This window comes from Mycoplasmopsis primatum ATCC 25948 (assembly GCF_000702785.1).
Classification (GTDB): Bacteria; Bacillota_I; Bacilli_A; order Mycoplasmatales; family Metamycoplasmataceae; genus Mycoplasmopsis; species Mycoplasmopsis primatum.
Genome location: NZ_JNJV01000022.1, coordinates 1 through 15,720 on the forward strand (window position 1 = coordinate 1; position 15,720 = coordinate 15,720).

A 15,720-nucleotide genomic window follows, 5' to 3' on the forward strand; every position below is an offset into this window, starting at 1 on the left:
TAATATATTCTTGTCAATTTTCAATGTATGGAATATTGTACTCCACACATAATTTTTTAATTATTTTGATTCATTCACCATATGATATTTGATTTGTAATGCCGTCATTAGGAAAGGTGTTTTGACTTAATACAATTAGGTAGTGTAAAAAAGCATGTTCCTCTAATGTGACTATTATAGAATCTGTGTTCAAATATTTTTGGGCTATTAAAGAATCGTTTCATAACAGTGCGCCAGAAATATAGATTTCTATAATATGGTGGCGATTGTATTTTCACATCATACCCTTTGATGTTTTGACGCGATAATTTTTATAGTAATTTGAAATCTTTAATTTGTTATATTTATCAATAGGATGATTAAGTGATATTTGTTTAATAACATCAAAATATCACTTTTCAGCCATCTTGTTGATTTCTAATTTCGATAAGTTATTATATTCATTTTTCATACTTAAAATTAACAAATACTTCTATAAAACAATTTAAAAAAGAAATTATTACAATGTTGCTAAAATTACACCATACGTAATAGCAAAAGTAACTAAAACTGTTAATATGTCAGTAATAACATTTATAAGAACAGCCGATACAGATGATGGATCTTTTTTAGCCTTAACTAATATAATTGGAAACAAAACACCAAATAATGATGTAAGCACACTAACTACTAATAAAGCAATTGATGTACCAGCGATTATTGCTAAATATGAAACTTTTTGAGTACCTAATAAATCTTTTGAAGCAGAAAAATAAATTCCAAGTCTAGCGAAGTTAATAGCGAATAGAACAATACCAATAACAAGACCAACTAAGAGTTCTTTTCATATAACTTTACCAAAGTCTTTCTTTTCGATTTCATGCAGTGCAAGTGCTCTGGAAATACTAATGTTAGATTGCATTCCAACATTACTTGTAGCATTTCCTAAAACTGGAATTATAGCAGCAAAAGCTATTGTTAGACCTGCTGCTGTGTTTGATGCTATAGTTTTATCTTGGTTAGTTAAAACTTTTGATAGTGTTCAGTGAATAATAATTTGAGTAACTGTTGATAATAAAAGCAAAATTGATAGTCATAGGATACGCGATTGAACTATTTTATATCATGGGGTTTTAATATATTCACTTTCGGCTGCTTTTTTATTAATACCAGCCATTTTATACAAGTCTTCTGTAACTTCTTCTTGAATGACGTCTATTACATCATCACTAGTTATCATACCAATTAATCTTTTTTCATGATTAACAACAGGCAAAACAGACATATCATGTTCGCTAAAAATTTTTGCCGCATTTTCTTTTTTCTCACTAGTAAAAACATAAGCAACTGGTGAGTAAATGTCATCAATTTTATCATTAGGGTTAGCAAACGCTATTTCTTCCAGAGTCAATGCTCCAAGCAGTTGGTTTGTATTATTTATTACATAGTAATAATGAACAAGTTCTTTTTTATTCTTATTATAATCTCTACGAATTTTATTAAGAGCTTGTTCACAAGTATATGAATTCGGTAAGCTTGATATATCAATACTCATAATGCTGCCAACTTCATCATCATTGTAGCTAAGAAGTTTATTTAATTCACTTCTTTTTTCACTATTTGTATAAGCTAAAACCTTGCTAGCAACATTAGCGGGCAACTCATCAAGTACATCAACTAATTCATCGCTTTGCAACTCTTGTAAAAGTTTCATACCTCATTCTTCTGTAAAACTTTTAGCTAATTCAACCTGTGTGTCTTCATCAAGATAACTATAAATAGAAGCAGCTGAAGCAGTAGTTAATAGGCGCAAGAATGTTAATTGTTCATTTAATTCTAATGTTTCTACCGATGCCGCTATATCAGCATCAGGATAATTATCAATTAAATCCCTTGCCCCTTTAATATCTAATTCTTTAATAATTCTCTTAAGTTCAATAATGTTATATGAACTCTCATGAGTGTGTTCTTCTGACATTTTAATCCTTTAAATATTTAATTAATTGTTCTTGAAATTGTTCAATTTTTACATTGTAAAATATTCCGTTTTTTATAAGTTTTATATGGCCAGTTTCTTCTGAAACAACAATTGTGGTGGCATCACATAACTCACTGATACCCATAGCAGCTCTATGACGCGCTCCATATTGGTTGTCGATTGACTTCTTAGTTATTTTGTAAAAAGTAGCAGCATAGTAAATTTTATTATCTCTAATTATTACAGCGCCATCGTGTAGTGGCGAGTATTTATTAAAAATCGAAATAAGCAAACTAGATGATATATTTGCATCAATAATTACACCGTCAGTTCTTAAATTTTCAATATTATCATTATTTTCAATTGTAATTAAAGCGCCAACTTTATTTTTAGATAAAAATTCAACAGCTTCACGAAGTTGGTTTATTAATCTAATTTGTGTGCTTTTGCCCAATTTATTGTAGCGAGATTTCTTAATTTTAGTATTAAAAAGATTGATGATGCTTGGCAAAGACACAATGATTAAAATTAATATCGCAATAGTTAATATTGCTATTTCTATACCAAAACTCATTATTTGCCGCCCATATCTCAATTACCTAAACTACCAATTAGCGAGGCTATAATAATTGATGCAATTAATATACAAATGCAAGCAGCAATTGATATTCATTTGAGCATTGTCATTTTTTTCTTTTCTTCAGGACTCATTTGTTTAGCTGCTAATTTGCAAAAAGGATCTTCACAAATTTTCTTAATTGGAATATCTTCTTCTCTAATTAGCGCTGGGTTATTTAGCTCTTCTATATTTTCATTATGCAATTTTTGCAATAAATTTCGTCTTTTTTCTATTCTAACTTTTGCTACTTCTGGGTCTCTTTCAATTGAAGCCATATTTTCTCCTTAGATTGAATTATAAATATAAATATTATATTTTTATTATACTTTAAATATTAATAATAATCTTATGTTTATATAAACAACAAATAATGCCCAAAAAACCATCAAAATATTAAATAAAAGGCTGTTTTATAGCCTTTTATGTTAAGCAGATTGAGTCAAAACTTTTGGCTCAATATCATTTAGTTTTTCTTTTTTACTATAGTAGTAGTAAAGAATTATTTGCATAATATATATTATGATTGCTATTAATTGCAAAATCACACAAACTCATCACATTGGAGCACTAATTGGTAATAATGTACCTAAATAAACAGTTAGAGCAGCATTGACAACAACCCCTAAATATAGCATTACAATGCTCAAACCTTTGGCACTTTTTGCTTTAACAGTTTTATAAATTTGAATTGAAAATGGTAAAGCAGTACACAAAGTTGCCATAATAGTTATGATTGTCATTTGAACTGATGCTGAGTCTCAATTAACTCTTAAACTTGGCTTAATATAAACTATTGAAATTCAAGCAGTCATAATTAAACAAATCGTTCATAGCACTAAACCAAGAGATACTTTAAAAGATTTACTTTTTTGTTTATCATAAATTAAAAAACTTGTAATTGTGGAAGACATTATCAAAATAAATAAATAATTACCTATAATATTTACAATAGGATCAGAATTGGGATGTTTGATACTATCGAATTGATATGTTCCAACACCATCTTTTAAAACCATTGTAATAATAAATAAAACTCCACCAGAAAAGTAAATTAAAAATGTTGAATAAGATACATTACCAACTGTTTTGGACTTCAAAATTGAAATAAGTTGTGGAATACAAATTGCAACCATAATAATTGATGACATAATACCAAAAATTAAATTAGTAATTGCTAGTATTGACATTTAATTCCTTAATTTATTTTTTTAATTTTATAGCTAATAAATTTATAATCATTTATCAGGGCAATTTCGAAAAATTACATACATATTTTAATATAAAAAATAAATTTTCAAAAAAAGGCTTAAATAATCATTTAATAATGAAATATTAATTTGACTGTTTTATAGCGTTATTTGCCAAAAATACATTCATAATATAGTTAATAGGTTTTCTATAATTGCATATATTTTAATAGTATTAAAACTAAGAGTAAGCATACTACTAAATATCATATTTTTATATTTATGCTAAAATATTGATATAAATATAAGATATATTTATCTTTTTATTTTAAATTATTTTTTTCGTCAGAAAGAGAGCATTATGATAAAAGAATCAATTAAAAAAATTTTTGAAAAACCACAAAAATTTGACCAAAAAAAAGCTGAAGTATTAGGCTGAGTTGTTTCAAATAGAGGAAACAATAAAATTAGATTTATAACCATTTCTGATGGTTCAACTGTGGAAGGAATTCAGTCAATTCTTAAAGGCGAAAACTTTGATTTTAAATTACTTGATGAAGTCAAAATTGGTGCTGCTGTTAAGATTAAAGGGCTGATTTTGCATACACCCGATGCAAAACAAGAATTAGAAATAGCAGTAGATGAATTTACATTATTAAAAAATGTTGATGATGATTTTCCTATTCAGAATCAAGAAATTAATTTAGAAACATTAAGAGAAATTCCACATTTAAGACATAGAACTAATCTTCTAAGATGTGTTATGCTAATTCGTTCAACATTAGCTACCGAAATTCACAAATATTTTATAAATAACGATTTTATATACTTTAATGCTCCTATTATTACTAGCAACGATGGAGAAGGTGCTGGTGAACTGTTCTATGTAAATGATGCTAATAAAAAAGAGCCATTTTTTGGTGACAATAATGCTACACTTGGTGTTACTGGCCAATTACATGGTGAAAGTTATTCAATTGGTTTTAAAAAAATTTATACATTTGCTCCAACATTTAGAGCCGAGCACTCTAATACTAAAAAACACGCAGCTGAATTTTGAATGATTGAGCCAGAAGTTGCTTTTTATGATTTGAAGCAAATCATTAATTTAGCTGATGATTTATTGAAAAAAGTTATTAAGAACACTATCAAAAAACATCCTAAGGAATTTAATTATTTAGTTAAACATGTTGATAGCAAATTATTGGATAGACTTACACAATTTATTAAAACAAAACTTAGAATCTTAGACTATCAAGATGCGTTAGTAGAATTAGAAAAAGTAAAAAATATCTTTGAAAACAAAGACATAAAATTTGGTTTAGATTTAGCAACTGAACATGAAAAATATTTAGCAGAAAAGGTTGTTAATGGACCAGTTGCTGTTATTAATTTTCCAAAAGATATTAAGGCTTTCTATATGTATTTAAATAACGATAATAAAACAGTTGCTGCTTTTGACCTTTTAGTTCCAGGTATTGGTGAGCTAATTGGCGGTAGTCAACGTGAGAGCAATTATGACAAATTATTAAATAGAATTAATGAAATTGGTATTAGTCAAAAAGACTTGCAATGATATTTAGATTTACGTCGTTTCGGAGACTCTGGATCATCAGGTTTTGGCATAGGTTTTGAAAGATTAGTCATGTATGTAACTGGAGTAGATAACATAAGAGACGTCATTCCATATCCTAGAACAAGCGGAAACATAAAAATGTAATTTTTAAAAAAGTAGGGAGAAAAATATGCAATTATCAGTCATAGTACCAAATATACTTACCAATTCAAGTTTGAAATCGGTTTTAAATATATTGAAAGATCAAGATAATCAAGACTTTGAGGTTATATTGGTTTTAACTAATGCTAAAAAAAGTATGTATACAACCATTGAAAAATATCTTAACTTTTTTGGTTCTAGACTAAAGTTTATTTTAAATAGTAAGCGAAGAAGTATCCAAAGTGATATTGTTTCAACATTTCATTTGATTAAAGGCAAGTTTTCTTATGTATTCTTTCCTGATAATGCGGGTAGAAGCTACTATATAAGTGAACTTATAAAAAACGCTTTAAATTATGACGCTGATATATTAGAGTTTAAGCCTAGATTAGTGAATTCAATTAGATGAAAACCAGACGCTAGAATTAAACCAAATGTTCTTTTTAAAATCAAAGACAATCCAGAAGTTGTCGCTTATGCTTATCCGTTTATCTTTAATAAAGTTTTTAAAACTTCACTGTTAACCAATTTTACTAAGCATAAATTTAAAGAATTAAACGACACCAAATTCTCAATTTATTTAACTTATATGTTGCTAATAAAAGCTAGCACATATGTATATATTGATGAAAGAATTGTGCGTGAAAACATTCAATCAAGTATATGATTAGCTCCTAGTAATTTTATATACCAATTTAGTGAATTGATTAATTATTTAAAAATTAACGATATTAAACTTAGACATGAAGTAAAATATGCATCATATTATTTCTTACAAATATTTTTGGCGGGTTTATTAAAAACTTGAAAGAAGAAAATATCTTTAAAAGTCTTTTCAGATCACATCAATTATAATGAAAAGCGTTCTAAAAAATTTGCTGATGATTTATATAAATATTTGCAAAAGCAGCATAGTGAGGATGATTTATTTTTTACTACAAATATTTATATGCTTAAAACAAGCCAAGAGAGCGATATGCTTAAAAAGCTTCCAGAGATCAACAAATGAAATGATATTTTAGGCGAATTATAAATGCTTCATAAGAATGTTAGTTTTTGAATTAGACTGTTTTATAGGTTTTTTGACATAATGACTTTTGTTGGGATAAATATTGCTACGTTTTATTTACTAATTATTAAAAATTATAGTACTAACAACTTTCAGATTTATCAATACTATTCATTTTGACTAATAAGCTTGATACAAGCAATTATCTTATTTATTGCTATTCCATTTATTTTAGACGGCTGTACGATTTGAATGTTTATTTCGAGAGTTCAAATTTTACAAAACGAACATGGCAATAAAAGCGGTTCAAAAAAAATAAATAAAACAAAAATTTATTTAAAACGCAGTTTATTTTCATTAGGCTTTTGATTGCTAATAGTTATTATTATGAACGTTTCACTTATGCCATGACAAATTAATGATTTTATAAAATACCTTAATAATCAGATGAAAGAATCTATTCCATTTAATTTCATTTTTATGCAGAAATTTATTAAGTCAATTATTAGTTTTTACCTTGCTTTTTTATTTGTTGATTTAATGGTCATTATCATCAATAAAAAGAAAGTAGGTTTAATAGATTGATCTTGTGAATGTAGAATCGTCTGAATTAAGCATTATGAATTTAATGCTGACACACTTCCAAAATTAATACCTTTTAGAAGCAAAAATAAACAATATAACATTATTGTTTAAGAATATAGGAGCAAAATATGATTGAAAATAAAATTATTGAAAACCAAAAAAATAAAATTTTTGATAGTTTAAATGAAGAGCAAAAAGAAGCATTATTTTATTTTGATGGCCCATTAAGAATTATAGCAGGTGCTGGAAGTGGAAAAACTAGAGTTTTAACGCGTAAAATCGCTTATCTAATTAATATACTTGGTATTTCTCCCAATCATATTTTAGCTGTTACATTTACAAACAAGGCTGCTGCTGAAATGTCTGAAAGGGTTAAACAATATACAAATACAAAATTTAATACAGAAAAAGCAGTAATATCCACCTTTCACTCTCTTTGCGCTAAAATATTGCGCGAAGAAGCTTTTCATGTTAATTTAAGAAACGATTTTCAAATTATTGATGATAATGATAAGAAAAATATTCTTAAAAACATTTATAAAGAGTTAGATATTGTGCCTAATGATTTAAATTTTAAAAACCTAATTAGATTTTTTTCATGATCAAAAAATACTATTTATGATTCTGATGAAATCATTAATTTAATAAACAAAGATTCAGATAACGAATATTATGGCGAAGGTGAAAAAGTTATTAGCATTTATAATCGATACAATAATCACTTGCGTGCTTTGCATAGTTTAGACTTTGATGACTTGCTTATCAAAGTGAATGAATTATTCTCTAAAAATCCTGATATTGTCAAAAAGTGAGCAAAAAAATATTCATATATATTAGTTGATGAATTTCAAGATACATCAGCTATCCAATATGAAATTATAAAATACCTTTCAACAGAAAATGCTCAATTAACAATTGTTGGTGACCCTGATCAAACCATTTATCACTGACGTGGTGCTGATGTTAATTTAATCTTGGACTTTGATAAGGACTTTAAAAACACAAAAACCATTATTTTAAACAAAAATTATCGCTCAACTCAAAAGATTCTTGACGCTGCTAATAAATTGATTAAATACAATAAACAAAGATTTAATAAAAATTTAGTAACAGATAATCCCGAAGGCGATGATATTGAGTTTATGCATGCATTTAGTCCAGACGCGGAAGTTAGGTGAGTAGTACAAAAAATAAATGATCTTAAAAAGCAAAAAATTCAGCTAAAAAATATTGCTATTTTTTATCGTTCTAATAGTTATTCAAGAAATTTTGAAGAACAATTGATGAATGAAAATATTAACTATAAAATTTTTGGTGGTGAAAAGTTTTACCAAAGAAAAGAAATCAAGGACGCGTTAGCATTTCTTAGAGTAATTTATGATGGAAATGACTTACAATTACTTAGAATTATTAACATACCACCTAGGAAAATCGGCGAAGCAGCACTTAAAAAAATTACTGATTTTGCTAATGAAAAGAAGCTTTCACTATTCAATACTTTATTAAAATACTTTAAGGATTTGCCTGTTTCATTGGAAGTTAAGTCAAATATAGTTAACTTTTTGAATTGTATTAATAAATACAAAGCAGCTCTCAAAAATAATAAAATAAGTGTAGTACTTGAAAAGTTTTTAGAAGAAATTAAATACCTTGATTATATTAATAGTGACGTTGGTCTTAAAGGCACCGGTGAAGAAAATATTAGAGTTTTAATTGAAGGTGTTAAGTCATGGGAGCAAAAAAATCCTGATAAAGGAATAAAAGAATACTTTGAATATATTTCATTGCTTTCAGCGTCTGATTCATCAGATGAATCATTAAGTTATGTATCTCTTATGACTGTTCACGCTGCTAAAGGGTTAGAATTTGATAACGTATTTTTAGCAGGAATGAGTGAAAATATATTCCCTAATTATCGTGCAGAAAAAAATCCAGAAGCTATGGAAGAGGAAAGAAGACTTGCTTATGTTGCTATAACAAGAGCTAAGGAGAAACTTTTTGTAAGTGATTCCAGAGGTATGCTAATTAATTCTAATAGCGAAAAAAAGCCATCCAGATTCTTAAAAGAAATGGGTATAGATATTAATAAACATATTTTGCAAAAAGATAATACTGTTTTTGTTGAAGACGATGATTATGACGATATAAAAAAGAGTAAAAATAGAAATAAAAAAGTTATCCCAGGAGATGTTATTAGCCATACATTCTTTGGTGAAGGTGAAGTTTTAGAAGTTAATGGTGACACTATTACTGTTCACTTTGTTACAGGAGACATCAAATCTCTTTCAAAGAATCATCAATCTATTAGAGTTTTAAAAGATAAATAATTAATATTAATTTAAGGAGATAATATGGAAGCAATTAAAGTTTGTTTATGATTACTAATAGCAATATTCTTTTGTATTATGATTGCACTTTTTTCCATATTTATCTATAAAAAAGTTAATAATATAAATTCTTTTAATACTAATGGAGTAGTTTTTTTTAAAATAGATCCTGAGAAAAAATCAGTTATTAGATTAAGTTCTAAAAATTTAAGCGGTTCAATGAATTTTGATGATTTTAAAAGTGGGATAAATATAAATGAAACTATCAGTCTAAATGATTTTTTAGAATACTTTGATAAAAAAAGTCACAAGAATATCTTACAATATGTAAATTCAAACAATTTTGAAAAAAGATTTAATATTTTTTGTAAATTAAATCTCGAAAAGTTTAAAAATCTAAATATTAAAAATGTCTATAAAACATCAGGCATTAACTTAGAAAAAAAGGAATTTTTGCTTAAATTTTATCCAGTAGATGATGAAAAAAGTTATTATTGTAATATTCATTGAAATATTTTTCCTAGTTATAATGAATTTAATATGTTCACGATGCTTTCTGGTGATACTGATTTGTTAAAATTGCCTAATTCATATTATCTTTCATATGCTTTAACTATCAATGAATATTATTTTGTTAATAAACTCTATAACAATGACGTTAAATACATAGCTAAAATGATAGGGCTAAAAAAATACCCAGGTTGGATATATTTTAAAGACGGAATACTACAATTTATTATTGGCACAAATTCATATTCATCCTTAAAGAAATTTGAAAAAGAAGGCCTTAAAAAAATTAAGTTCTTAAATAATAATAATGCTATAAATCCATACTTTAATAACGCCACATTAGTATCATTTGAAAGCTTGAATAATAAAAAGGATATATCTAAATTTAATAACAAGGTCAAATTTTTATTACAACATTTAGATAATAATAGAACTATTGAAAAATATGGATCATGATTTCTTGATGATAAAAAACATGATTTGCACTTTGAAGACTACATTTCAAAACTTGAAATTTTTGAAAATAAAAATGCACTTCAAGAATATGCTAAAGAACCATTTTATGTTTATAACTATTTAAACAACAAGCAAACAAATATCAAGTTGCTCAAAAATAGAATTTTAGGCTTTACTAATAGTGATATGACTTTTTTTAAAAACATACCATGATATAAATTAGTTTATACGAATTTATGAAATAAATATTTATTGTCTAATGAAGATGAAAAAAGTTTAATTATTTTAGAAACTAATAATGCTGACTTAAAAAATTTTAATAAATATAATAGACCTAATACAATATTGATGCTTAAACCAGAAGGCAAAAGAGGTTTCAGCTTTGAATTAATAAATAACATATTGGCCAATATGCAACATAACAGTAAAAAACCTACTGTGTCTTTAGGTTTATATATCAATTATATGGATGATAGATTGTTTAATTATATAAAAGCTGGGGAAATTGGAGCTTTCATTATTAGTAAAGATATATGTAACAAAATACTTACAGAACCAGAAATATATTTAAGATTGCAAATTTTCATGTCGCGGATTGCTTCGCTTAAAAAATATATTGTTATTTTTGAAAATCTTCCAAAAAACTTAGAAAATATTATCATCGAAAATTTAAAATTAAAATATTATTATAATATTGAAGAATAAAATTAAAACATGCATAAGGAAGTTAAATATGAATAAGAAAAAATTAGGATTTGTTTTTGACTCATTTACTTGTCAAACAGCTAAATTTATGGAAGAAAACAATTATGGTTACTGCCCATTTAGGACGGATATAGACGGAACTGTTTATGAAGATGGTATCGATTTAACACAAAAAGAATTGATCCAAAAAATCTTAGGAGCACAAAATCCTAAATCATCATTACCTAGAATTGATAAAATGGTAGATGCAATTAAGGCTAAAAGTGAAGAGTGCACTGATGTGCTTGTATTTTGTATTAGCAGTTGTTTGTCATCAACTTATAATCAAGCATTAAATATATCAAAAGAATTTCCCAATGTTCACGTTTATGATAATTCCTGAGGAGCAGATCAATATTTTGATGTAGTAGAGTATATTAAAAAAGTTTATGACGACAATGACGGAAATATGAAAATCGTGTTTGAAAAATTAGATCAAATTAAGAAACAATCGCTACTTTTTGTGCTCCCACCAGACGTTAGTTATGTTATTAATGGCGGAAGGGTAGGCTCATTTAAAAAGTTCCTGCTTAAAACTCTTAAAATTCTTGGTGTAAAACCTTATGTTAAATTTTACAATGAAACTGCCTCAACAGGCGGGATGGGTAGAAGTATTAAATCGGCTATTTTACAAATTCAAAAAAAATTATTTGACTTTGCTAATATTAATGATGTATCAAAAGACGCATCTAATTATGTTTTTCACTTTGTGCATGGCGTCGATGAAGAGTTGAATGATTTAGCTGTAAAATTATTTAAAGAAAACGGTATTGAATTCAAATCATCAACTTATTTATCATCTGGTGTAGCAATCCATACAGGCCCAAAGGCATTATGTCTTTCTGTTATGCCCGATTTGTCTAAATGGCCTACAAAATAGTTTAATAATAAAAATTCAGCCTTGCTGAATTTTATTTTAATGAATCTCCCTTTAATAATTGATAAAATTCATTTTCGTTAATTATTTTTACATTAAGTTTCTTTGCCTTGTCTAATTTACTTCCGGTATTTTCACCTGTTAATAAAATATTTGTTTTAGAAGACACGCTTGAAGCAACAACTCCGCTGTTTTGTTCAATAATTTTCACAAAATAATCTCTTGGTCTAGATAGAGCCCCAGTGATAACAAAAGTTGTGTTTTCAAATATATTTGAAATTTTTTGTTTTTGTTGATTATATGTAAAAATAGAATCTAAATAAAGAAGTAGTTCTCTATTTTTTGCATGTTGAATAAAAGCATATAAACTATCAATGATTTTTGGCCCTATATTTTTGACATCTTGAATTTTGCTTAAATTTTCATCATTAAGAATTTGTTCAAAAGAGTTATATTTTTCGGATAAAAGTTTTGCAACACGCAAGCCTAAATGTTTAATGCCAAGTGAAAAAAGTACTTTATGAAAATCATTATTTTTAGATTTTTCTATACTAGCAAGAATATTATTAATTTTTTGTTCTCCATATCTAGGCAACTTTATAAGCTCATTATAGTGCTGTTCAAGCAAAAATATATCATTAATATTTCTTATAAACTTCGGATAGAAGTCTTTAATAGTACTTAAACCTAACCCAATTATGTTCATAGCATCTCTGGAACAAAAGTGAAAAATACCATTGATATTTTTTTCATCACAGTTTTCATTAGTACAAAATTGATCAACATTATCATCATATTCGACTAAAAGGCTTTTACATGAAGGACAATTATAGGCTTTAGGAAAGCAGCTATTAATGGTTTTTTCGTTAGCAAGGCCGATTACTTTCGGTATTATTTCTCCAGCTTTAATTATATTAACATCATCACCTATATTAATGTTCATAGTTTTAATAAAATTATAATTATGCAATGTAGCTGCTCTAACAGTAGTTTGATTTAATTCTATTGGTTCAGTATTTGCTATATAAGTTATTTTGCCGGTTCTTCCAACAGTGGTCAGTATTTTAGTAATTTTAGTAGTTGCTGTTTCAACATCATATTTAAATGCTATAGAGTGTTTAGGGAATTTAGCAGTTTTGCCTAATAAAGACCATAATCTAAGGTCATTTAATTTAATCACTAAACCGTCAGCATCATATTCAAGTTTATTTTTAATTTCAGCAAAGTTGCTAATAGCATCTTCTAACTCCTCTATTTCAGCTACAAAAGAACTAGGATTTGTTGGTATGCCTAATTGTTTCATGAATTCGATTGCTTGATGTTGTGTATAAACATTATGATTAATAGGGTCAACGACTTCATACAAGAAAGCACTTAAATTTCTTTTTTTGACCATTTTATAGTCTAATTGTCTTAATGTTCCGCTGGCTGCATTTCTAGCATTAGCAAAACTTTTTTCATTTTGATTCATTTTAGCAAAGTCTTTTTTGAATAAAAACACTTCTCCACGAACTTCAAGCGTTTTATCGTAATTAATAACTTTTGGAATGCTTTCAATTTGATAAATATTCAAGGTTACATCTTCGCCTTCAATTCCATTTCCTCTTGTAACTGCTCTGGTCAATTTCCCCTTTTTATAAAGCAGAGAAATACTTAAACCATCAATTTTAGGTTCGATATTGAAGGTTATATCGTCAATAGGCACAGTTTTTTCAATATTATCAATAAATTTTTGTACTTCATCATAACTATATGCTTTAGCTAATGAAAGCATTGGTTTATCATGTTTTACTTTAGAAAATCTTTCAGATGCAAATGAGCCTAAAATTTGTGTTGGACTATCTTCTTGTCTTAATTCAGGAAAATCATTTTCTAAATTTTCTAATTCTAATAATGCTTTGTCATAATCAGTATCACTAACCGATGGTTTGTTGAGTTGATAATATTCATAATTTCATTGATTCAATATTTCAACTAATTCCTTGATTCTTTTTTGCGCTACTGTCTTATCCATATCAAAACCTTATAATATTTAAAAATTTCTTTTATATAATAATAATTAATAATATCAAATATTTATTGAGGTACATTATGAATAACTATAATTTATTACTATCGAAAGAAAAATTTTATCAACAACAATTTACAACAATTAAAAATGCGATTTCAGAAAAAATTAATGAATACTATGCTAACAAAAAGAATAGTCGAAAAATTAATTTAGCATCTATTGGTTTTTGGATCGCATTGCCACTAGCAATCATAGGCACACTTTTAATGCTCATTGCAACAGGAATATTAGTTTATGTTCTTTTTTGGGCTAAGGATGTATCTTGATTAGGCAATGCTAATAACTACAGACCATTGCTCGCATCGCTTTTTAGTGTTTCAATTGTTATTGCACTTTCTGGTTTTATAGTTCTGTGACTGTCAATAAAAGCAAAAAGATTTTTAAAAGCCGATGTTTTAAGTTGCATCAATAATCGACATCTAACGGATTATTTATTTAAGTACTTTGGTTTGTCTCCTAAATACCTTTACAATGAAACTAACGATAAAATAATTAGTTATGATGTAATTAATTTTTATAAAAATGTTCACAACTTTAATGATTTATTACATCATAATTTAATATGTGGAAAATATGAACTTTATGAAGCATTAACAAGTCAGCAATACTTTAAAATGCAGAATTTAGAATATTATGATGAACTATGATTAGATAAATCAAAAATTGACAAAAAGCTCTATAAAAAACTAAAATTAGTCAATGCTAGTGAATATAAAAATAAAGTTCAAGTCACAAAAAGGGAATTACGTTTTGGACTAGCTGCAAAAATTAGCAATATAGACAAAAATATTGCTCTTACATTATTTGATGAAAATAAATTGTATACACCCAATAATTATATTAAAGTGACTTTGCCAACTGAATTTGAATCATTAAATTTATATGCTGAGCAACCTCAATTATTAACTAAATGAATTGAAGAAAAAGGCAATTTAGACTATTTAGTAAATCTTAAAAATCAACTTAATAAAATAGTTATTAATAATCCACTTGCTAAAAAACAAAAGAATAAACCTAAAAACAATCCACAAAATATTTCGCTTTTATTAAGGAATCAAGAAGCATTTATCTGATTTGAAACACCAACTGAATTGTTAGATTTATCATTTGCTATTAATACGTTGAATAAGGATAAAATTATTGATATTTTAGTTAATAAAATTCTTGATGACTTTTATGCTATTTATTTATTTATTCAACTACTGGCTCCATTTGGCTATGATTTAGTTCTTAAAATAGATAAAGAAGTAGTTGAGAGAGAAAATGCTGAAATTAATTAGAAAGGCATACCAACTTATAGAAGCATAACCAAAAATTAGGCTCAAAATTGTAAAATTTTAAGCCTTTTTATTCTTGTATATATTTTAAATTTATAAATTTATGTATAATAGTTTTATGTTTAATAAATACACATTACATATATATATATATATATATATATATATATTAGTAAATTTAAATAATAAGTTCTCATATAAGAGATTTTTTAATGTGTCTAATCCAAAATATTTTTAATATTTTGGTTTTTTTATTAAACTATTAAATTTTTGCCTTTTATAAATACGGAGGAAGCCTTATGGCGATAGAAACTAAAGTTATTAATACAAGTATGTATGGAGTATTTACACAACAAGAAATAATTGACCATTATAGTTGTTTTG

Annotated in this window: 13 protein-coding genes; 7 read left to right on the top strand and 6 right to left on the bottom strand. The window is 26.5% G+C overall.

Annotation, left to right across the window (positions count from 1 at the left end; all coding sequences use genetic code 4):
- The 5 genes from T386_RS0102870 to T386_RS0102890 form a co-directional block, all read right to left on the bottom strand.
- Positions 1–451: hypothetical protein (locus T386_RS0102870; protein WP_051622790.1), on the bottom strand; the 451-nt coding region annotated here is incomplete at its 3' end.
- Between the two features lie 48 nt (positions 452–499).
- The gene (mgtE, locus tag T386_RS0102875) at positions 500–1,957 is read right to left on the bottom strand and encodes a magnesium transporter (protein ID WP_029513648.1); all 1,458 of its coding nucleotides are present in this window, start codon (positions 1,955–1,957) and stop codon (positions 500–502) included.
- 1 nt (position 1,958) lies between these two features.
- On the bottom strand, positions 1,959–2,531 hold the full coding sequence (locus T386_RS0102880; protein ID WP_029513649.1) for a diadenylate cyclase: 573 nt from the start codon (positions 2,529–2,531) through the stop codon (positions 1,959–1,961).
- Positions 2,531–2,851, bottom strand: a complete 321-nt coding sequence (locus T386_RS0102885; RefSeq protein ID WP_029513650.1) for a hypothetical protein — start codon at positions 2,849–2,851, stop codon at positions 2,531–2,533. The genes T386_RS0102880 and T386_RS0102885 overlap by 1 nt, the downstream gene beginning before the upstream one ends.
- A gap of 150 nt (positions 2,852–3,001) precedes the next feature.
- Positions 3,002–3,763 carry a PQ-loop repeat-containing protein gene (locus tag T386_RS0102890; protein ID WP_029513651.1) on the bottom strand — a complete coding sequence of 254 codons (762 nt, stop codon included), beginning with the start codon at positions 3,761–3,763 and terminating at the stop codon, positions 3,002–3,004.
- 361 nt (positions 3,764–4,124) lie between these two features.
- Here T386_RS0102890 and asnS point away from each other — a divergent pair, with 361 nt between their 5' ends.
- The 6 genes from asnS to T386_RS0102920 are packed head-to-tail and all read left to right on the top strand — an operon-like array spanning position 4,125 to position 11,991.
- Positions 4,125–5,483, top strand: coding sequence for an asparagine--tRNA ligase (gene asnS, locus T386_RS0102895; protein ID WP_029513652.1), 1,359 nt, complete (start codon positions 4,125–4,127; stop codon positions 5,481–5,483).
- A gap of 25 nt (positions 5,484–5,508) precedes the next feature.
- Positions 5,509–6,513, top strand: a complete 1,005-nt coding sequence (locus T386_RS0102900) for a hypothetical protein (RefSeq protein ID WP_029513653.1) — start codon at positions 5,509–5,511, stop codon at positions 6,511–6,513.
- Entirely contained in the window at positions 6,514–7,185 is a 672-nt protein-coding gene (locus T386_RS0102905) for an RDD family protein (RefSeq protein ID WP_029513654.1), read from the top strand.
- Between the two features lie 17 nt (positions 7,186–7,202).
- Entirely contained in the window at positions 7,203–9,401 is a 2,199-nt protein-coding gene (locus T386_RS0102910; protein WP_029513655.1) for an ATP-dependent helicase, read from the top strand.
- A 24-nt stretch (positions 9,402–9,425) separates the two neighbouring features.
- Entirely contained in the window at positions 9,426–11,072 is a 1,647-nt protein-coding gene (locus tag T386_RS0102915) for an MHO_4530 family protein (RefSeq protein ID WP_029513656.1), read from the top strand.
- 28 nt (positions 11,073–11,100) lie between these two features.
- Positions 11,101–11,991, top strand: coding sequence for a DegV family protein (locus T386_RS0102920; protein WP_029513657.1), 891 nt, complete (start codon positions 11,101–11,103; stop codon positions 11,989–11,991).
- Between the two features lie 31 nt (positions 11,992–12,022).
- Here the strand turns inward: T386_RS0102920 and ligA are convergent, their stop codons facing one another.
- The gene (gene ligA, locus T386_RS0102925; RefSeq protein WP_029513658.1) at positions 12,023–14,002 is read right to left on the bottom strand and encodes an NAD-dependent DNA ligase LigA; all 1,980 of its coding nucleotides are present in this window, start codon (positions 14,000–14,002) and stop codon (positions 12,023–12,025) included.
- Positions 14,003–14,079: 77 nt separating this feature from the next.
- Between ligA and T386_RS0102930 the strand changes: the two genes are divergently transcribed.
- Positions 14,080–15,339: an MAG2810 family protein gene (locus T386_RS0102930; protein WP_029513659.1), complete on the top strand. Its 1,260-nt coding sequence runs from the start codon at positions 14,080–14,082 to the stop codon at positions 15,337–15,339.
- Positions 15,340–15,720 lie beyond the last annotated feature (381 nt).